Below are 15,507 nucleotides of genomic sequence, written 5' to 3' on the forward strand. Positions count from 1 at the left end.
ATCGGCCATGATCGGTCATGCGCTGTCCGGGGGATCGCCGCAGATGCGGCCCATGCCGCCTTCAAAGACATCGCGCACGTCACGAAGGGTCTGCGAGCCCCATTCATCACGGTGCTCGCCATGCAGGGCGGCTGCCACGTAAACGATCTCCGACAACTGCGAGATGCGTGCCGCCATGCCGTGCGCCACGATATGGCTCTCCGTGTTCTGGTGGTCGCCCATTTGCATCAGCACCTGCGCCAACTGCTGGACCTCGTAGTTGGCCTCGCGGGCCAGTTCGCGCCACTGCGATGGCGTTGCGCCGGTGTCCAGCCTGGCTTGCAATTCGTGCAGCGTGGTGCGTGGAAACACGATCCCGTCCACCGGCGTCTCTGATATCTGCGCCAGCGCCTGGGCCGCTTCTGCCAGCAGGCGAGTGCGTGGGCCTGACTCCGCATCGCCGGGCACCAGCCGCGCCGAATTGATGCAGGCGGCCACATCAAACGCCGTGTTCTGCAGATCGCACATCGAGCCGGGCTGCGCCGCGTGGCGTGCCACATCGCTGGCAATGCGCAGCAGGCGGTCGGATTCCCCGCTGTGCCGGTGCGTCTCATCGGTCATCGCGGCCTGCTTGAGTGCTTCAGCGGCCTGCAGGAACAGCGCGCGGTCCGCTTTGGCGAGCTTCTTGCGCGATGGTTTTGCGGCAGCGTGCTTCATGGACCTCCTTTGAGCAACTTACAGGCGCAGCAAAGGAGCCACCTGAGGGGTCAGGTAGTATTTGGCGCTTGTAGTGACAACGCTCCATAGACTATCAAACGAAAATTTGGTCTTCAATGGTTTATATAAAAAATGTTTGACTTCTCTGCGCGCCTGACGGAGGAAAGAAATAGGCTGGGCCTTAGCCAAGAGGCGTTTGGCGCTATCGCGGGAGTGTCAAAGATGTCCCAACTCAACTATGAGAAGGGCGTCAGAAAGCCAGATGCGGGTTATCTCATGGCTGTGGCGGAGCAAGGGGTTGACGTTGCCTACCTGTTAACAGGTCAACGTTTGTTTGACCCGAACGCCATCCAGCACGAGCGCTCCGAACCGACCCTCGCGGCCCGCCTGCAGCAGGAACGCCAGCGCCTGAACCTCAGCGAAGCCGAACTCGCCCGCAAGGCCGGCCAAGCCAAACAGGTCCTGCAGCAATTCGAGTCCGGCGCCCTCGTCCCCGACGCCACTGCGCTGCAGCAACTGCACCTTGCCGGTGTCGATATCGGCTACGTGCTGCTGTCCCTGCGCTCCCATGCGCCCGACGCCGATGTGCAGGCACTGCTGGCGCATTACGGCAAGGCGACGGACGCTGGGCGTGCGCTGGTGCGAGGGGTGGCGGAGCTGGCCGGGCGGGGGTGAGGCTGGAGGCCTTCAACGCTCCCGGCCTGCGCGGCACATATCTGAAAAGCGTCAATAGCTACTGAATGAATAGCAAAATTGCAGCGCACACAAGCCGTGCTGGACAGAGTGAAAAGCGGTAGCTACCATTGGTGGCTACCAGTCAAGGAGCCCGCCATGGACACCGCACGCCTTTTCCAATCCGGCCGCAGTCAAGCCGTGCGGCTGCCCAAGGAATACCGTTTCACGGGCACTGAAGTCGTGGTGAAGCATTTCGGCAATGGCGTGTTGCTGCTGCCCGCAGATGACCCTTGGCAAACACTGCAAGCCGGGCTGGCTGAGTTTGAACCGGGCTTTGTGCTCGAGCGCGAGCAGCCTGACGCCCAGCAGCGGGACGAGATCAGCCCATGATCCTGCTCGACACCAACATCTGCATCTACATCATCAATGCCAAGCCCCCGGAGGTGCTGGCGCGCTTTCAGCAGTACCGCATGGGCGAGGTGGGATTGTGCAGCGTGGTGGCTGCCGAACTGGCCTTTGGCGTGGCCAAAAGCGGCTCGGTCCGTAACCGCCAGGCCCTGGAGATGTTTCTTGCCCCGCTCACCATCCTCCCGTTTGACGAGGCGGCCGTGTGGGCCTATGGCGACCTGCGTGCCGATCTGGAGCGTCGAGGCAGTCCCATAGGCGCGCTTGACACCATGATCGCTGCCCACGCCCTCAGTCAGCGGGCCCTGCTGGTCACCAACAACACCCGCGAATTCGCCAAGGTGCCCGGCCTGCAGTTGGACAACTGGGCTGTCGCTACCTGATTCCCTGGGTAAATCCGATCCTTGTGCTTGCTGTATGAGCGCAAGCAGCTATCAAATGTGAAGTAATCGATATCTTTTCATCGAAACCCGGCTACCCAGTTCGCGCCTCTGGACAGCGCCTGCATGCATGCTGGCTGGCCGGCTCGCACTGACCCTGGACCGAACGGAAAAAGCCCCTCGGCACCTTTCTGGTGCCGAGGGGCTTTTCTTGTTTCTAAGCCACCTGTGCCCAGGCATGTCCCCGGGGCCCAAGTGCAATTCGCAAGCCATTGATACAGGAGCAATTCAATGGTCCCTCCGACAGGAATCGAACCTGTATCTGGCGCTTAGGAGGCGCCCGTTCTATCCATTGAACTACGGAGAGTTGGGGGGCATTGTAGCCCTAATTTTTGCACCGCTCCCTGTGAGCGTCTCATCCCGTATCATTCCGTTCCATCGACCAAGTGATACACAGTGATACGGTGTATCACTATCAAGGAGAGACGACACAGTGGCCAGCATCACCAAAATCGGCAACCGCTGGCGTGCGCTGGTGCGCCGCAAAGGGTATCCATCATATTGCAAGACGTTTGGCGTCAAGGCGCACGCCGAGGCGTGGGCGCGGCGCATCGAGAGCGAGATAGACGGCGGCTCATCCCCGCGCGCCGAGGCGGTGCTGGGCAAAAAATTGACCGTGGCCAGAGTCATCGACACGTATGTGGAGATGCGCGAGCAGTCAGGCCGACCCATCGCCGAATCCGCAAGCGAATACTTCCAGCTGGCCTGCTTGAAACGGCTGCTCGGCACCAGTGATGCGGCAAACCTATCGGTAGACGATGTGGTGGGGTTCTGCCGGGTCCGCGCCGAAGAGGGCGCGGGCCTGTACACGATCAATATGGACGTGTCCAAGCTCGGCACGGTGATGCGGTACGCGGCGCCGATGCTCAAGGTGAAGCTGCCCGATGTTGTGCACGAGGCCAGGCCTCTGCTGTCGCACCTAAAACTGATTGGCGGCGGCGGCGTGCGATATCGCCGCGCAGAGGGCACGGAGCTGCCCGACATCCTTGCGCAGCTGGCGAAGCGGCGCGGCCAGCGGTATGCAGATGCTGTGCAGTTCGCCGCGCTTACCACCATGCGGCGCAGCGAGTTCACGCGCATCGTCTGGGCCGATGTGGACGAGGCCAAGCGCCTGGTGCTGGTGCGCGATCGAAAAGACCCGCGCAGCAAAAAAGGGAATAACCAATGGGTGCCCCTGTTGGGGCCGGCGTGGGATCTGCTGCAGGCCCAGCCCAGGGACGACGAGCACGGCCGGATTTTCCCGCTGCACCCTCAGACCCTGAGCAAGTATTTCAAGGAGGCATGCACGGCCCTGGGCATCGACAACTTGCGGCTGCACGACATGCGCCACGAGGGCACGAGCCAGCTATTCGAGGCGGGCTTTCAGGTGCCAGAGGTTGCCATGGTCACGGGCCATAAAAATTGGAAGCACCTCAAGCGCTACACGAATCTGCGGCCGGAGATGCTGCACGAAGGGCCGGCCGCTGTGCGTGCGGCGAACCAGGCCAGTGCGAAAAAGAAGGGCGAAGACGATACACAGGCCGAGGGCTGAGCCCTCGACCTGGCCTACAGCGCTGCACGCGAGCGGCAATTGTCGATGTACTCGGCCACGTCGCGGTAGTCCGCAAACCGCTTGCCGCCGTCTTTGTAGGTGGGGATGGGCAAATCGCCGTCGCTGATGCGGTTCAGCAGCGCGCCCGGGGTGATGTTCAGCAGCGCGGCCAGCTGCTTGGAGTCCAGCCGCATGCCGTACTTTTCCACCACGATCATTTGCGTTACCAGGCTCATGCTGGCACCTCCTCTTGTGCGGGTTGGACGATGGCATCGGCCCGGATGGTGCCGGCCAGGATGCACGCGGCCAGCTGGTACGCGCCGTCGAACACTTGGGCAGCGATATCGCCGTTTTCGACCAGCAAATCGGCGGACAGGTCCGCAGCTGTTGCCAGCTGCGCGGCCCATGCCGAGTCCCACCGGCCGCCATCGCAGGCCATCTGCACCACCATAGCCAGGGAGTGGTGCAGGCCGTGGGCGTTGCGCTTTTCGGCTGGCAGGCGGGCCGCCACTTCGGCGCCGATGCCCACGAGCTTGGCCAAGTAGGCAAGCAGCTCCCGCTGCTCGCTGCCGTGGTCTGCCATGACCATGGCCACGGACTTTTCGCGCAGCTCGCGGGCCATGGCACGCATGGCGCTGCCGCGCCAGATGGGCGCGCCGTGGGGGTTGTAGTGCTTGCGCTTTGTGTGCTTTTTCATGCCGTTGTCCCCATGGCCAGCCCCAGGGCAATAGGCCGCACCCATACCGGCTGCGCCGAGAGGATGAACGTTTCGCCGCTCAGCGCGAGCAGCAGCGTTTCGCCCATGACGTGGGCGATGGCTTCGCCGGCCTCGCTGGGCACGGCATTGCCGATGCGCTCACGCTTGGCCTGGTCGCTGGTGCCGTCCAGTTCCAGCAGCTCGTCGGGTTCGACCAGGCTCTGCAGGTGCGCCAGCTCCAGGGTGGTGAAAGGGCGGTGCCATGTGCCGTCCTCGGACACGATGCGGCACACGAGCTTGTCAGCAGCTGCCGGCATGCGCGGATCTGCCACGCTCCAGCGGCCGTTGTCGTGGCAGGCCGCGCCGCTGACGGCGCCGGCCTGGCTGTCCCAAGGCACCACGCCGTAGTGGCCGCCCGTGGTGTACGCGGTGCGCTCGGCGTCCATGCCGCTGCGCGGGTCGGCCACGGCAAACGCGCCCTGGCCGGTGGTGCTTCCGCTGATGACGGTGCCGGCGTGCGTGCCGTAGGGCGTCACGGCGTACTTTCCGAAGCTGGGGCCATCGCGGCGCGGATCTGCCACGGCCTGGCCGGTACCGTGGGCACTGGTCACGGCCATGGCGGCACGGTCCCAGCGCACCACGCGGTACTCGTTTGAGTGCTTTGCGGGGCCGTGGTGACGTGGGTCCGCCACCGAAAACGCGCCGTTGGAAGGCAGGCTTTCGCCGGCCACCGTCCCCATGCTCTCGCCCCATCCTTGCACGCCATAGGCGCCGCCACGCAGAGCTGGCACGATCAGGTAGTCCCGCAGCGTGCCATCCTCGACGGCCAGCCGGTTGAGGCTGCGCCAGTCGCTGCCGGCCTCCACGAATGCCAGGCGCACCCAGGTTTTCCACTGCAGGCTGGGCACACGGTGCATGGGGCCGGCGCGCAGGTCGCCGGGCAGGAGCATGCGGCCCAGCACGTCGCCCACGGCGCGCAGCGGCTTGCTGTGGGGCTGGTACAGGAACGATGGCACCTTTTCGGCGTGGCGGGCCACCAGCAGGAAGCGGCGGCGGCTCTGTGCCAGGCCGCCGATTTCGCCGCAGTCGTGCGTCGTCTCGGCCACGGCGTAGCCGTAGGCGCGCAGCAAGGCCACGATCTGGTCCAGCAGGTGCCGGCCGCGCGTGGCGATGCGCGGCACGTTCTCGAAAATCACCAGCTCGGGCGGGTCATCGCTCCAGGCCTCCAGCATCAGCCACACGCCGCGCAGCGTCAGGCGGTTGAGGGCCTGGTACTTGTCGGTTTTGCTCTTGCCCTCGGACAGCAGGCCGCTGAATCCCTTGCAGGGAGCGGACAGAAACACGATGTTCGGGCGTTCGCCGCCAGCTGCGCGCTGGATATCCGCGGCTGTGGCTTCGCGCCAATCCGCTGGCGGTTCGGCGCCGTGGAAGGTGCGGTATTGCTCGCGGTCGAACAGATCCAGCACGGTGCCAGGCACGCCGGCCAGGCGGCCGAAGTCGCGGATGCTGGCCGGGTCCACGTCGATGCCGCCCAGGCAGCGGAATTTCGCCTGCAGGTTGCCCACTCGGGGGCTGGCGCGGTTGAAGCCACGCGCGCCGCCGCCGAGGCCGCAAAACAGATGGAAGTGGCGGATTTCTACGGGGGTGGTTACACGCATGGTCATGCTCCCTTGGCTTGGTCTGCCAAGCGGATTTCCTTGGCGACCTCTGCAATTTCCCCAGCGCTCCAGCCATACCTAAATAGCTGCCGGGCGTGGACACCTGTCATACCTTTTGGGTGCTGCCGCTCGATCAGCGCTAGGCCATCCACTTCTGGCGCCTGGGGTGCTGCTGTCAGGGCCTGCGTGATCTCGCACGTCACAAGGTCGATCAGCTCCGTCCCCGTCACGAGCATGGCCTCGGGCCAGTCCTCGGGACTGTTGCGATCGGGCAGCTCAGCCACGCGCTGGCACACAGCTTCCGCGATAGCGGCTGCATTCAAGGCAGCAGGCGCTTTCTGATCTTTCGCGCTCGGCGCAAAGGCGCCTTGGTGGCCTTCCAAATCGCGCAACACGACGATCGCGGCATGCAACTCCTGTTCGCGGTTGAGCAATTCGCGCACGGGTTGGGAATCCCATTCGCTGGCCGGTGTCTGGTCCAGGTCTTTGGACACCTTGTCGAGCGCGGCCTCGATGCTTTCGACGGCTTTGGCTGCAGTCATTTCGGATAGGTAACGTTGCGCGGCCATGGCTCAGGCCTCCAGGCGTTCAACGCGCAGCACGGGGCGGCCCGTGGCCAGGTGCGCCAGATTGCTGGCCGCGCTGGCAGTGGGCGCGCTCAGGTTGTGGGTGGGCAGCAGGCCGGCGTCGGCCAGCTGCTCCAGCTCGCTGGCCTCGATGTGCGGGGGGACGATGACGGCGCGGTAGCTGCGCAGGGTGGGGGTGGCTTGTTGCATGGTGGCTCTCTGAGTGGTGGTTGGTGGTTGCGGGGTCAGCCGACCAGGCGCAGCTGGGCGGGGTTGGTGTCGGGGATCGCGGCGCGGGGCTTGCGTTGGCGGCGCGGCTTGGCGGCGGCCAGGCGCTCGCGCTCGGCCTCGAAGACCTTGGCCAAGTGGTTCGGCGCCATGTGCTCGCTGCGGATGTAGTCGCCATTGATGGAGCGGGCCCAGCAGTGCACGCGGGGCTCGGTGCGGCGGGCGGCGAGGGTGATTTCGGGCATGGGGTGGCCTCCTTTGCGGGATCAGCGGGAAAAAACGGGGGAAGGGGTGGCGGTGGCGGGCCGGTAGAGCACCGAATCGGGGCTGCTGGGACTGCTCCAGTCCTCTGCCTCGTGCCTGCCGCGCCCGAAAAGGGCTCGCAGCGTCTCGCCGCGCAGGCGGGCCGTACAGTTATTGAAACCAGTCCAAGGGCGCGCCAGCGGCGCGCGGTCAGCGCCCATCGCAAGCGCCTTGCCGCTATCGGCATCGGTGCACGTTGCGGGGTCGAAAGTCTCGGTTTCCTTGGCCACGCTGCGCCATGAAATGCGGCGCGACACCAGCCAGCGGCCGGCGCGGGTTTCCAGGCCCACCACGCGGCCCTGGCCTGGGGCAATCTCTTCGCCGTACTGATTCACGGCGCCGGCCGGCACGGGGCGGCGGGCAATGCTCAGGTGCCAGTGGCCACGGCCCACGCAGTGGCCGCCCATGGCTTCCATGTAGCGGCGCCAGTCGGCCTTTATGTCGTCGCTGTGCTTGTGGCAAGCGCCCCAGGCCTTCCAGGTGGCGCGGTCGCCATCCAGGCGCATGGTTTCGATCTGGTCTTTGCCCACGCGGCGCAGCTCGCGCCACACGCACACGCTGGGCATGCCAATGGCTTGGAACTGGCGAATGCCCCAGCACGCGGCCCAGGCGTCTACGCGGCGGTGGCCGGGCATATCGCCCTGCTCCACGTCCCACAGCTGGCCTTGCACCACATCCAGGTGGTCAGCCAGGGCCGCATGGCCCACGCTCTTGGCGATGTACTTGGCCACATAGCCGGCCGCGCCGCCTGTGGTCATGCGCTTGACGTTGATTCGATTCTTGGCCGCGCCGCGCTCGTCGCCATCGTCGGCCAGCCACTTGTCGCGGATGACCTGCTCAATGCGCTGGGCTGCGGCCTCATGCTCGGCCCAGATCAGGGCGTGCCAGTGGGGCGTGGCGTCGTGGTGGGGCTCGGCCACGCGGATGCCGTACATCCGCACGCCATCGCGGTCCAGTTGGGCACGCACGCGCTGCCATTTGTTGCGCAGCCACAGCTGCGCATCGCGCGGCGTGCTCACGCCGTCATAGCGGGGGTTGGGGCGGGGCCGGCCGCCGCTGCCCAGCGTCACGGCATGGAAACGGCTGGGAGCTGTCAGCGTCAGGAACAGGCCCACATGATTGCGGGCGTCTGCATATTCCTCGGCGCCACGGATGCGCGTCATCAGCTCGCCGCCGCGAATCACCGGGTTGGACGGGGACAGGGCCGCCAGCTCGGCCAGCGTGAACACCTGCCCGGCCTCGTTTTTGAACAGCGAGCGCTCCAGCGCCTTGGCGTTGCGCTCCACCTGCGCCGTGCGGCGGCGCACCGTGGCATTGCTGGCATAGCCGCCCGCAAAGCGGTTGACCACGCCCAGCTTGACGGCTCCGGCCTCCACCGTGCGCGTCACATGCTTGCGCAGCAGGCGCCGCCACCAGGCCGAATCCATGGCACGCCGAATGGCGGGCTCACCCACCAGCGGCGCGGACTCCTGCACGCCCATCATGCGCAGCATCAGGCGCACCAGGTCCACGCGCGCCGGCAGGTCCACGGCCTGGGCCTGGGCGCCCGAATCCAGCTCGGCCACCTCTTCGGCCAGGCGCTTGGCCATGGCGCATATCTCGTAGTCGCTCAGATTCCACTCGGCCGCATTGCCGTGGCGCGCTGCAAAGTCGTCAATGGCCACCAGCGCGTCGAAGCACGCCGCCCACTCGGGCAGATCGCCCGCGCCCAGCTTGCCCAGGCCCATGGCGCGGATGGGCTGCAGCCACTGCGGCGGCAATGCCTTCTCCAGCGCCTGCATGGCGGCTTGCACCATGTGCGGGCGGGGCTTGTGGCGCTTCCATTCCTGCTGCGATGCAGTGCGCAGGCGGCGGCCGGTGGGCTTGGCGTTGAGCAGCGCGGACATAGCTAGTTCCGCAGGGTCAGCGAGCGCAGCCCGGCCATCTCATCGGCCAGATAGCGAATCTGCGCCTTGATCGCGGCGCGCTCGGGCGGTGGCAGCTCGCGCCATTCGCGGCGGGCCAGCTCTTCCATTTCGCCCTCGATGCCCGCCAGCAGCACAACCGTCATGCGCGTGCTGATGTGCAGGCTGGTCCACTCGCGCGCCTCGGCATCGCTCCATCGGCCATTGCTTGCACGGCGCACGGCGTCGTCCTTGAGCATGCGCAGGCGGGCGCGGCATTCGTCCGGGCTCAGGCCCGCGAACTCGGGCGCCACGGGCGGCGGCGGCAGGCGGCGCAGGGCCGGCGCCATTGCGGGCGGTTGGCTGTGCAGTGCCACGAGGCGTTGGAACTCGGGCGCGGACAGGTCTGCCAGATTCATCGGGCACCCCTGCGCAGGCGCACGGCGGTCAGGAACCAGGGCAGGCCGTAGATGCGCTCCACGGCGGCCTGGGCGGCTGCGCGGTTGGCGGCGCTGAGCACCAGGCGGCGGCGCACATGCAGCGCGTCCACATGGGTGATGGCGTATTGGCTCATGCTTGCGAGCCCTCCGCATCACCGTCCCAGCGCAGGTGCGGCACGGGGTCCAGGTGCTCTTTCTTGCGACGGCCCTTGAGCCCCCAGACGTGGGCCATGTGCTCGAAGCGCATGCCGAAGTCCGTGCGGCCGTACATCTGGTTCAGCCACTGATGCACTTCCATCGTGGGGCAGGCATCGAACTGCAGCAGCGTCAATGCGCGCTGCAGGTTCTCGGCGTCTAGGCAGCGCAGGTCCGTCAGGTCAAAGGGAAAGCGCCGGCCGTTGTAAAGGCCCAGCAGCAGGTGCGCTGCCACACGGGCGCCGTCATGGTCTTGGCAGGTGGCCAGGATGAAGAACTGCACCAGGGCGCGCAGCGGGTCCGTGGTGCTCGCCTGGCAATGGGTGGTGCTAGTCATGCCGCACCGCCTTGCGCACCGGCCCCAGCTGCACGCGGGTCCACGTAGAACGCCAGATGCAGGCCGCCCAGGTCCAGCTCCACGGCAAAGCCGCCATCCTTGAATGCGGCCCTGTTGCGGGCCTTGCCGCCCATGCCCATCAGGGCCTGCAGCATGCGGCCGTTGCGGGCGCGGTCCTGGCCGCCGTGGATGAACAGGCCGCCGATGTTGGCGCACTCGTGGCCGCTCACGTCCACGCCAGCAGCGCGCAGCGCGGGCAGGTGCTGCTGCAGCCGCTGCAGGTCGCTGGCGAGGCCGTCAATTTCCTTGAGCCGCGCAGCGTGCCGGGTGTGCTCGGCCCGCAGGGCCTCATCCACCAGGGTGATCTGCTGCGCGGGCCGGGGCCTGCGGAGTTCAAAGATATGCATTGCGTCCTCTCGGGGTTGGCGTTTTTCAGGGTGAGCACGTCCCGCAGGGCCTTCTTTCAGGCTCCGCAGGGCAGGGGGAACGGGGTATGTGGGTGGGGCTCTAGGCCCCGTGGTCAGTCCGTTGGCGGGCTGGTGCCGAACAGCTCCAGGGTGCTGGGCGCGGTCTGGGTGGTGCGGTAGTCAGAGGGCTGGGCGCAGGCCAGCTGCTCGCGCATCAGATCGCGGCGCACATGGGTGCTCAGGGGCAGGCGCACCGTGGGGTTGGGCGTTGCGCTGGGGCTCAGGGTGCGCGTGATTTCCATCGTGGCGCTGAAGGTGTGGCCGCACTCGAAGTTGGTGCAGGCAAAGGCGTATTCGCGCGTCAGGTTCGTGACCTGGTTGCTGCGGCGGATGGTGGCCGGGCTCTCGCAGTGCGGGCAGGCGATGCGGTGGAATTCGGATTTCAGGCGCGGGCCTTCGTCCTGGGCCTGGGCCTGCGTGTCGGCAGATGTTTCCGGCTTGGACAGGTTGTTACAGCCTTGCACGCCTTTTCGCACAGTGGCGCGCGCCTTGGGGGCGGGCTTGCCGGCCCGGTGGATTACACCCAGAGCGGCCTTGGTGAATCCAAGATTCGGCTGCGTGCCGAGCTGGGGCTGAAAGGGGTTTGCTGCTGCCTGTGCCATGACCGGACTTTCAGCGCTGCTCGGCGGCGGTGGCGGTGCCGGTGTCGTTGTGGCCCAGCACGATGCGGCCGTGCTTGGCGTACTGCTCCATGCCCATGTTGTGGATCATGCGGATGAAGTTGCTTGCGCTGCGGCCCTCGTGCTGGGCGCCTGCCCATGCACGTTCCAGCTCTTCGCCGGTCAGCCGCAGGGGAATGGGTTTGGCGTGCATCAGGGGCTCGACCGTAGCCGAGCGATGGCGGGTTTGGTGCGCTGGGGTGGTCATGTAGTATCTGGAGCTAGGTTGTTACAAGGTGGCTCCAATGTATTTGACGAACGTACAACGAGTCAAGAATTATTTGAACTATGTCCAATTTTTTTGAGCGCTTGATAGTGGAGCGCAAGCGCTTAGGTCTCAACCAAGAGGACTTTGGAGCGCTTGCTGGCATCTCAAAATTCACGCAGCTCAACTACGAAAAGGGCACCCGCAAACCGGACTCGGACTACCTCGCCGCGCTGGGCAGCGAGGGCGTGGACATCCCGTTCCTACTGACAGGCACGCGCTCGTTTGACCCAAGCGTGCGTCCTGCTGGGCTTGAGCCTGCGGGCGAAACCATCGCGCAGCGGCTCCAGCAGGAGCGCAAAAGGCTGGATTTGACGATTGGCCAACTGTCCGAGAAATCCGGCGTGGACCGTCTGGCCCTGCTGAAATTTGAAGAGGGCGAGTTCGCGCCCGACGCCAAGGCGCTGCAGCAGCTGCACGCCGTGGGCGTGGATGTGGGCTATGTGCTGCTGTCGCTGCGCGCAGGCGCGGCCGGTGGCACTGCCGGCGCGGCGGGCTCAGTCAGTTCTGAGTTACAGCAGCTGCTGCAGCACTACGAAAAGGTGCCGCAAGAGGCACAGGCTGCGCTGCGCACGTTGGCGGCCATGTTGGCCCGCGCCTGAGCAGGCATCCGTTTTTCACCACCGGAGGGAGAGCAATGAAGAAGTACGTTTTGGCGCTGGCCCTGGCGGCCGTGGCCACGCTGTCGCATGCGCAGTTCAAGGGCAGCATTGAAAAGGTCATTGAAGAGATGGGCGATTTCTCGCCCGACAACAAGACTTTCGAGGTCATCACAGCCAAGCCGCTGCACATCCGCCTGTCCCCGCGCGTGATGACGCTGGCGGCGCCCGAGCAGACCCGCGAAGAGGTGCTGCGCGCCGTGGTGTACGGCGTCTACCGCACGTTCATCCACACGGACCAGGCGCAGGTGCAGGTGACGGCGCAGCCGGTGCTGATGGTGCCCAAGCCCACCGTGCTGGATGCGCCCCGCGCCACGGTATCGGTGACGCGCGCCAAGGCCCTGCAGGTGGCCCAGAAGACGCTGGGCGTGAAGTCGTTCAATGAGCTTGTGGACAGCGACGACACATGGAGCGACAAGATGCAGAACGGCCGCTACCTGAACCGCAAACCCGGCCTGGCCAAGCTGGCCCAAGACCTGGGCGTGGTGTACGTGGCCAAGTAGCCGCCAGCTGCGCAAGACAAAGCCCGCTGCGTGCGGGCTTTTTTGTGCGCCGTCGCGTGCGGGCCACGATGCCCCTGCGATAGAGATTTTCAAAAACGGTAGTGAGCGCTGACACTGTATATTTATCCAGTGAACTGCGAAATTACCTTCCTCCGCCGCAACGGGGTGCGCCTGCACCCCCGCGACTGGCCCGCGCCCGTGGCAGGCGATCTGCGCATGGAGTACGCGGACGGCCGCAAGAACAACATGCGCCGCACGCTGCGCGAGTTCCATCTGTACGAGCGCTGGATATCGCTGGAGCATTCGCGCCACCGGCTGGCGGACCCCATCCCCGTGGACATCCTGGGCGATGCGATGCTGTGGCGCGGCTACACCACGGCCATGACACCGGAGGGGCTGGCCGAGTTCGAGCAGCTGTGGCTGATCCGCCCCAGGCCCACGCTGGACGACACGCCGCTGCCAGCATTCGATTGGGCGGCGCATGTGGAGCAGCTGCCGCAAGCGATTGCACCCACGCCCGAGCGCGGCGCACGCACGGAAACCGTGGCAGAGCAGTGGCATAGGGAGTACGTCCGTGTACCCAGACGATGACCCGCTCAACGTGCTGCACCCCACCCTGGTGCGCCCGCCGCGCTGGGCAGGCATCTGGGGTGAGCGGGTATTGCCGCTGCGCCCCGAGGACTACCGCGTGGAGCACACAGGGCCGCACTGGACGCGGGTGTATGCGCCCGATGGGGAAATCGTCTACGACTTTGTGGGGCCGGCCGAGGTGATCCGCTCACCTGCGCCGTTCTGACCCCGCCTAGCGTTGGCGCAGGATTGCACCAGGTGCCAGGTAGTCACGTTCGCCGGGCCTTGACCCGTAGCGGTAGGCGTTGAGCTGGCGGTTGTCCAGCGTCATCAGCAGCAGGTGCGCCGCATCAAATTCCTGCTCTTGCAAGGCACCGAATGCTGCCGCCGCAGCAGCAAAAACAGGGGTTTGGGTGCGCGTGGCGGGCAGCACTTCGCTGCCCCCGGCGCGCTGCTTGATCACATAGACGCGGTACATGCATGGAGTTTATCCGGCCCACCTGCCCAACACTTCGGCAGCGGGGGCCAACTGGGCGGGCTTGAGGTGGCCGTACACGTCGGCCGTGATGGCCACGGATGCATGCCCAAGCATTTTGGAAACCATGGTCAGCTCCACCCCTTCGGCAAGCATGTGCGTGGCCACGCTGTGCCGGATGACATGCGGCGTGACTCCCTGCACGCCCGCCTGCAGGGCGGCGGTCTTGAGCTGCTGGCGAGCAGATGACACGGACAATCCGACCACGCGGGCGCCCGGCACTGGACGCCGGCCGCGTCCTCGGTGCACCTCTGGCGCGTCACGATAGGCGGCCAAGTAAGCGGCCATCTCGCTGGTGATGGGGACTACAGCGCGGCGCTTCATGCGTTGCGCCAAGGGGTGACGGGAGCGCAGATCAATGACGCGCTCGTGCAGGTCCACGGCGGCCCACGTCAGTTCGCACACAGCAGATACGCGCCCGCAGGTGGCGATGAGCAACCGAAGGAACGCATGCAGGCGGGGCCTGGGTGCGGTTGCCGCAAGCAGGGCACGGACCTCATCCCGGGAGAGAACGCGCTCACGGCGGTTGCTGTGCGCCGGCATGGGCAGCGGGGGCACACGATCAATCAGGCCATCGCGCCAGGCCATCCGCAGTGCGGCCCGCAGGGACACCAGCTCACGGCGAACGGTTGGCGATTTCAGGCCTGTGGCCTGGCGCTTTTGAGCGTACTCCAGCACGGCGCTGCGGGTGATCTCTGCCACCGTGAGCTGCCCGAAGAATGGCAGCAGGTGCGCCACCGTGTCACGGATGCGCTGGGGCTGCACCACCACCGCCACGCGGTCCCGCTCGTACACCTGCAGCAGATGGGCAATGCGGGGCGCGCTCATGAAAAGAATTCCTCGATTTCCAGCAGCGGCGATGCGCCGGCCGCCATCATCATGACCCTTCCGATAGGCGTGTCCCACGCGAACAGCTGGGAATTGAGTTGACGGGCGGGCCGGCCGTTGAGAAAGCAGCTCAGCGAGTATTGCGTGCCCATGCCGTGGCCATTGCTGGGCGTCAGCCGCATTTCAAAAGTGTCGTGCTGGTCGCTGTAGAAGAGGTGCGGCCAGCCTTGGCCGCCTTGTGCTTCGCGGGCCTGCGTGAAGATGTGGGCCAGGGGGCGCACCAGGTCGGCGCGCGTGAGAGTGGTGCATGTGGACATGCGATTGCTCCTATCAAGCATCCGGGAACCCGCCCGGCCGGTTGGTGCCCGGCGCCATGCCAGGCTGGATTGTGTTTAGGCCAACTTGCCGCGCTTCACCGCCTCCCGCAGCACCTCATTGACGCGCGATTGCCAGCCGGCCCCGGTGGCCTTGATTGCCATCAGAACGTCTGCATCCACACGCATGGTCATGGACAGCTTGGGCTGCTCCAGCGGTGGACGGCCTCGCCGGGCCAGCGGTTGCATTTCGGCGAGCATGTCGCCCGTGATTTCCATGGTGTCCGGGTCTTGTTCGATGCCCCGGGCAATGGCGGCATCTTCGGCCGCCGTGGGCTGGATCAGCGCCACTTTCTTAGATTGCTTCATAAGCCTTGACCTCTCTGGAGTTTGCCTTGCGGAGACTGACGATTCGCATGGTCTGCCCGCGCTGCACGAACACCACAACGTACAGCCGTTGGCCGATGACGGTGAAGCCGATTTCACGTACTTCGCCGTAGTCCCGGCGCGCATCCGGCATGCACAGAACATTGCTCCATTCGATGTGGCCCGCCATCTCCAGCGAAACGCCGTGCTTGTCGATATTGGCCTGGTTCTTGGCGGGGTCGAATTCGATGTCCATGGGAATTATTGTACATACGATATTTCCCGGG

At 65.7% G+C, this 15,507-nt stretch carries 27 protein-coding genes and 1 tRNA gene; 8 read left to right on the forward strand and 20 right to left on the reverse strand.

Features of this window, described 5'->3' with window-relative positions:
- Positions 1–15: 15 nt before the first annotated feature.
- The gene (locus tag ACUTR7_RS14775; protein WP_445609120.1) at positions 16–696 is read right to left on the reverse strand and encodes a hypothetical protein; all 681 of its coding nucleotides are present in this window, start codon (positions 694–696) and stop codon (positions 16–18) included.
- Between the two features lie 222 nt (positions 697–918).
- Here ACUTR7_RS14775 and ACUTR7_RS14780 point away from each other — a divergent pair, with 222 nt between their 5' ends.
- From ACUTR7_RS14780 to vapC, 3 genes are all read left to right on the forward strand, one after another.
- Positions 919–1,371: a helix-turn-helix domain-containing protein gene (locus ACUTR7_RS14780; RefSeq protein ID WP_445609121.1), complete on the forward strand. Its 453-nt coding sequence runs from the start codon at positions 919–921 to the stop codon at positions 1,369–1,371.
- 156 nt (positions 1,372–1,527) lie between these two features.
- Positions 1,528–1,761, forward strand: coding sequence for an antitoxin (locus tag ACUTR7_RS14785; protein WP_043824440.1), 234 nt, complete (start codon positions 1,528–1,530; stop codon positions 1,759–1,761).
- A complete protein-coding gene (gene vapC / locus ACUTR7_RS14790) occupies positions 1,758–2,159 on the forward strand; it encodes a type II toxin-antitoxin system tRNA(fMet)-specific endonuclease VapC (protein ID WP_043824438.1) in 402 nt (133 codons plus the stop codon). The genes ACUTR7_RS14785 and vapC overlap by 4 nt, the downstream gene beginning before the upstream one ends.
- Before the next feature lie 289 nt (positions 2,160–2,448).
- Here vapC and ACUTR7_RS14795 read toward each other — a convergent pair.
- Positions 2,449–2,523: transfer RNA gene (locus ACUTR7_RS14795), tRNA-Arg, on the reverse strand.
- A 126-nt stretch (positions 2,524–2,649) separates the two neighbouring features.
- On the opposite strand from ACUTR7_RS14795, the gene ACUTR7_RS14800 reads away from it, so the two are divergent.
- Positions 2,650–3,747 carry a tyrosine-type recombinase/integrase gene (locus ACUTR7_RS14800; protein ID WP_445609122.1) on the forward strand — a complete coding sequence of 366 codons (1,098 nt, stop codon included), beginning with the start codon at positions 2,650–2,652 and terminating at the stop codon, positions 3,745–3,747.
- A 14-nt stretch (positions 3,748–3,761) separates the two neighbouring features.
- Here the strand turns inward: ACUTR7_RS14800 and ACUTR7_RS14805 are convergent, their stop codons facing one another.
- The 13 genes from ACUTR7_RS14805 to ACUTR7_RS14865 form a co-directional block, all read right to left on the reverse strand.
- A complete protein-coding gene (locus ACUTR7_RS14805; RefSeq protein WP_096915316.1) occupies positions 3,762–3,983 on the reverse strand; it encodes a hypothetical protein in 222 nt (73 codons plus the stop codon).
- Entirely contained in the window at positions 3,980–4,444 is a 465-nt protein-coding gene (locus tag ACUTR7_RS14810; RefSeq protein WP_445609123.1) for a hypothetical protein, read from the reverse strand. The genes ACUTR7_RS14805 and ACUTR7_RS14810 overlap by 4 nt, the downstream gene beginning before the upstream one ends.
- Positions 4,441–6,108: a DNA cytosine methyltransferase gene (locus ACUTR7_RS14815; RefSeq protein ID WP_445609124.1), complete on the reverse strand. Its 1,668-nt coding sequence runs from the start codon at positions 6,106–6,108 to the stop codon at positions 4,441–4,443. Before ACUTR7_RS14815 ends, ACUTR7_RS14810 begins: the two co-directional genes overlap by 4 nt.
- Positions 6,105–6,671: a hypothetical protein gene (locus tag ACUTR7_RS14820; protein ID WP_445609125.1), complete on the reverse strand. Its 567-nt coding sequence runs from the start codon at positions 6,669–6,671 to the stop codon at positions 6,105–6,107. The genes ACUTR7_RS14815 and ACUTR7_RS14820 overlap by 4 nt, the downstream gene beginning before the upstream one ends.
- A gap of 3 nt (positions 6,672–6,674) precedes the next feature.
- A complete protein-coding gene (locus tag ACUTR7_RS14825; RefSeq protein ID WP_445609126.1) occupies positions 6,675–6,878 on the reverse strand; it encodes a hypothetical protein in 204 nt (67 codons plus the stop codon).
- A gap of 35 nt (positions 6,879–6,913) precedes the next feature.
- The gene (locus ACUTR7_RS14830) at positions 6,914–7,141 is read right to left on the reverse strand and encodes a hypothetical protein (protein ID WP_333907160.1); all 228 of its coding nucleotides are present in this window, start codon (positions 7,139–7,141) and stop codon (positions 6,914–6,916) included.
- 21 nt (positions 7,142–7,162) lie between these two features.
- A complete protein-coding gene (locus ACUTR7_RS14835; RefSeq protein ID WP_445609127.1) occupies positions 7,163–9,085 on the reverse strand; it encodes a replication endonuclease in 1,923 nt (640 codons plus the stop codon).
- A 2-nt stretch (positions 9,086–9,087) separates the two neighbouring features.
- The gene (locus ACUTR7_RS14840; protein ID WP_052195771.1) at positions 9,088–9,501 is read right to left on the reverse strand and encodes a hypothetical protein; all 414 of its coding nucleotides are present in this window, start codon (positions 9,499–9,501) and stop codon (positions 9,088–9,090) included.
- The gene (locus tag ACUTR7_RS14845) at positions 9,498–9,656 is read right to left on the reverse strand and encodes a hypothetical protein (RefSeq protein ID WP_445609128.1); all 159 of its coding nucleotides are present in this window, start codon (positions 9,654–9,656) and stop codon (positions 9,498–9,500) included. Before ACUTR7_RS14845 ends, ACUTR7_RS14840 begins: the two co-directional genes overlap by 4 nt.
- A complete protein-coding gene (locus tag ACUTR7_RS14850; RefSeq protein WP_445609129.1) occupies positions 9,653–10,054 on the reverse strand; it encodes a DUF7673 family protein in 402 nt (133 codons plus the stop codon). The genes ACUTR7_RS14845 and ACUTR7_RS14850 overlap by 4 nt, the downstream gene beginning before the upstream one ends.
- Positions 10,051–10,461 (reverse strand): hypothetical protein, encoded by a 411-nt coding sequence (locus ACUTR7_RS14855; protein WP_338498055.1) that lies wholly within the window; start codon positions 10,459–10,461, stop codon positions 10,051–10,053. The genes ACUTR7_RS14850 and ACUTR7_RS14855 overlap by 4 nt, the downstream gene beginning before the upstream one ends.
- A gap of 113 nt (positions 10,462–10,574) precedes the next feature.
- Positions 10,575–11,123, reverse strand: a complete 549-nt coding sequence (locus ACUTR7_RS14860) for an ogr/Delta-like zinc finger family protein (protein ID WP_445609130.1) — start codon at positions 11,121–11,123, stop codon at positions 10,575–10,577.
- 10 nt (positions 11,124–11,133) lie between these two features.
- Positions 11,134–11,334, reverse strand: a complete 201-nt coding sequence (locus ACUTR7_RS14865; RefSeq protein WP_445609131.1) for a hypothetical protein — start codon at positions 11,332–11,334, stop codon at positions 11,134–11,136.
- A gap of 134 nt (positions 11,335–11,468) precedes the next feature.
- Between ACUTR7_RS14865 and ACUTR7_RS14870 the strand changes: the two genes are divergently transcribed.
- The 4 genes from ACUTR7_RS14870 to ACUTR7_RS14885 all read left to right on the forward strand — a co-directional run bounded on the left by ACUTR7_RS14870 (position 11,469) and on the right by ACUTR7_RS14885 (position 13,403).
- On the forward strand, positions 11,469–12,047 hold the full coding sequence (locus ACUTR7_RS14870) for a helix-turn-helix domain-containing protein (RefSeq protein ID WP_445609132.1): 579 nt from the start codon (positions 11,469–11,471) through the stop codon (positions 12,045–12,047).
- 35 nt (positions 12,048–12,082) lie between these two features.
- Complete coding sequence (locus ACUTR7_RS14875) at positions 12,083–12,607, forward strand: hypothetical protein (RefSeq protein WP_445609133.1); 525 nt, start codon at positions 12,083–12,085, stop codon at positions 12,605–12,607.
- Between the two features lie 165 nt (positions 12,608–12,772).
- Entirely contained in the window at positions 12,773–13,198 is a 426-nt protein-coding gene (locus ACUTR7_RS14880) for a hypothetical protein (RefSeq protein WP_445609134.1), read from the forward strand.
- Positions 13,182–13,403, forward strand: a complete 222-nt coding sequence (locus ACUTR7_RS14885; RefSeq protein WP_197956859.1) for a hypothetical protein — start codon at positions 13,182–13,184, stop codon at positions 13,401–13,403. Before ACUTR7_RS14880 ends, ACUTR7_RS14885 begins: the two co-directional genes overlap by 17 nt.
- A gap of 6 nt (positions 13,404–13,409) precedes the next feature.
- Here ACUTR7_RS14885 and ACUTR7_RS14890 read toward each other — a convergent pair whose 3' ends face one another.
- The 5 genes from ACUTR7_RS14890 to ACUTR7_RS14910 form a co-directional block, all read right to left on the reverse strand.
- On the reverse strand, positions 13,410–13,655 hold the full coding sequence (locus ACUTR7_RS14890; protein WP_016454087.1) for a hypothetical protein: 246 nt from the start codon (positions 13,653–13,655) through the stop codon (positions 13,410–13,412).
- A gap of 9 nt (positions 13,656–13,664) precedes the next feature.
- Entirely contained in the window at positions 13,665–14,540 is an 876-nt protein-coding gene (locus ACUTR7_RS14895) for a tyrosine-type recombinase/integrase (protein WP_445609135.1), read from the reverse strand.
- On the reverse strand, positions 14,537–14,857 hold the full coding sequence (locus ACUTR7_RS14900) for a hypothetical protein (RefSeq protein ID WP_197956855.1): 321 nt from the start codon (positions 14,855–14,857) through the stop codon (positions 14,537–14,539). The genes ACUTR7_RS14895 and ACUTR7_RS14900 overlap by 4 nt, the downstream gene beginning before the upstream one ends.
- Positions 14,858–14,932: 75 nt before the next feature.
- Positions 14,933–15,223 carry a BrnA antitoxin family protein gene (locus tag ACUTR7_RS14905; RefSeq protein ID WP_445609136.1) on the reverse strand — a complete coding sequence of 97 codons (291 nt, stop codon included), beginning with the start codon at positions 15,221–15,223 and terminating at the stop codon, positions 14,933–14,935.
- Positions 15,210–15,476 carry a BrnT family toxin gene (locus ACUTR7_RS14910; RefSeq protein WP_034368507.1) on the reverse strand — a complete coding sequence of 89 codons (267 nt, stop codon included), beginning with the start codon at positions 15,474–15,476 and terminating at the stop codon, positions 15,210–15,212. Before ACUTR7_RS14910 ends, ACUTR7_RS14905 begins: the two co-directional genes overlap by 14 nt.
- Positions 15,477–15,507: the final 31 nt, after the last annotated feature.

This window comes from Delftia sp. NA_296.1, from assembly GCF_052692095.1.

Excerpts from the sequence above, each read along its gene's own strand:
- ACUTR7_RS14775 (WP_445609120.1), bottom strand. The coding sequence starts at position 696 with ATGAAGCACGCTGCCGCAAAACCATCGCGCAAGAAGCTCGCCAAAGCG.
- ACUTR7_RS14780 (WP_445609121.1), top strand. The coding sequence starts at position 919 with ATGTCCCAACTCAACTATGAGAAGGGCGTCAGAAAGCCAGATGCGGGT.
- ACUTR7_RS14785 (WP_043824440.1), top strand. The coding sequence starts at position 1,528 with ATGGACACCGCACGCCTTTTCCAATCCGGCCGCAGTCAAGCCGTGCGG.
- vapC (WP_043824438.1), top strand. The coding sequence starts at position 1,758 with ATGATCCTGCTCGACACCAACATCTGCATCTACATCATCAATGCCAAG.
- ACUTR7_RS14805 (WP_096915316.1), bottom strand. The coding sequence starts at position 3,983 with ATGAGCCTGGTAACGCAAATGATCGTGGTGGAAAAGTACGGCATGCGG.
- ACUTR7_RS14810 (WP_445609123.1), bottom strand. The coding sequence starts at position 4,444 with ATGAAAAAGCACACAAAGCGCAAGCACTACAACCCCCACGGCGCGCCC.
- ACUTR7_RS14815 (WP_445609124.1), bottom strand. The coding sequence starts at position 6,108 with ATGACCATGCGTGTAACCACCCCCGTAGAAATCCGCCACTTCCATCTG.
- ACUTR7_RS14820 (WP_445609125.1), bottom strand. The coding sequence starts at position 6,671 with ATGGCCGCGCAACGTTACCTATCCGAAATGACTGCAGCCAAAGCCGTC.
- ACUTR7_RS14825 (WP_445609126.1), bottom strand. The coding sequence starts at position 6,878 with ATGCAACAAGCCACCCCCACCCTGCGCAGCTACCGCGCCGTCATCGTC.
- ACUTR7_RS14830 (WP_333907160.1), bottom strand. The coding sequence starts at position 7,141 with ATGCCCGAAATCACCCTCGCCGCCCGCCGCACCGAGCCCCGCGTGCAC.
- ACUTR7_RS14835 (WP_445609127.1), bottom strand. The coding sequence starts at position 9,085 with ATGTCCGCGCTGCTCAACGCCAAGCCCACCGGCCGCCGCCTGCGCACT.
- ACUTR7_RS14840 (WP_052195771.1), bottom strand. The coding sequence starts at position 9,501 with ATGAATCTGGCAGACCTGTCCGCGCCCGAGTTCCAACGCCTCGTGGCA.
- ACUTR7_RS14845 (WP_445609128.1), bottom strand. The coding sequence starts at position 9,656 with ATGAGCCAATACGCCATCACCCATGTGGACGCGCTGCATGTGCGCCGC.
- ACUTR7_RS14850 (WP_445609129.1), bottom strand. The coding sequence starts at position 10,054 with ATGACTAGCACCACCCATTGCCAGGCGAGCACCACGGACCCGCTGCGC.
- ACUTR7_RS14855 (WP_338498055.1), bottom strand. The coding sequence starts at position 10,461 with ATGCATATCTTTGAACTCCGCAGGCCCCGGCCCGCGCAGCAGATCACC.
- ACUTR7_RS14860 (WP_445609130.1), bottom strand. The coding sequence starts at position 11,123 with ATGGCACAGGCAGCAGCAAACCCCTTTCAGCCCCAGCTCGGCACGCAG.
- ACUTR7_RS14865 (WP_445609131.1), bottom strand. The coding sequence starts at position 11,334 with ATGCACGCCAAACCCATTCCCCTGCGGCTGACCGGCGAAGAGCTGGAA.
- ACUTR7_RS14870 (WP_445609132.1), top strand. The coding sequence starts at position 11,469 with ATGTCCAATTTTTTTGAGCGCTTGATAGTGGAGCGCAAGCGCTTAGGT.
- ACUTR7_RS14875 (WP_445609133.1), top strand. The coding sequence starts at position 12,083 with ATGAAGAAGTACGTTTTGGCGCTGGCCCTGGCGGCCGTGGCCACGCTG.
- ACUTR7_RS14890 (WP_016454087.1), bottom strand. The coding sequence starts at position 13,655 with ATGTACCGCGTCTATGTGATCAAGCAGCGCGCCGGGGGCAGCGAAGTG.
- ACUTR7_RS14895 (WP_445609135.1), bottom strand. The coding sequence starts at position 14,540 with ATGAGCGCGCCCCGCATTGCCCATCTGCTGCAGGTGTACGAGCGGGAC.
- ACUTR7_RS14900 (WP_197956855.1), bottom strand. The coding sequence starts at position 14,857 with ATGTCCACATGCACCACTCTCACGCGCGCCGACCTGGTGCGCCCCCTG.
- ACUTR7_RS14905 (WP_445609136.1), bottom strand. The coding sequence starts at position 15,223 with ATGAAGCAATCTAAGAAAGTGGCGCTGATCCAGCCCACGGCGGCCGAA.
- ACUTR7_RS14910 (WP_034368507.1), bottom strand. The coding sequence starts at position 15,476 with ATGGACATCGAATTCGACCCCGCCAAGAACCAGGCCAATATCGACAAG.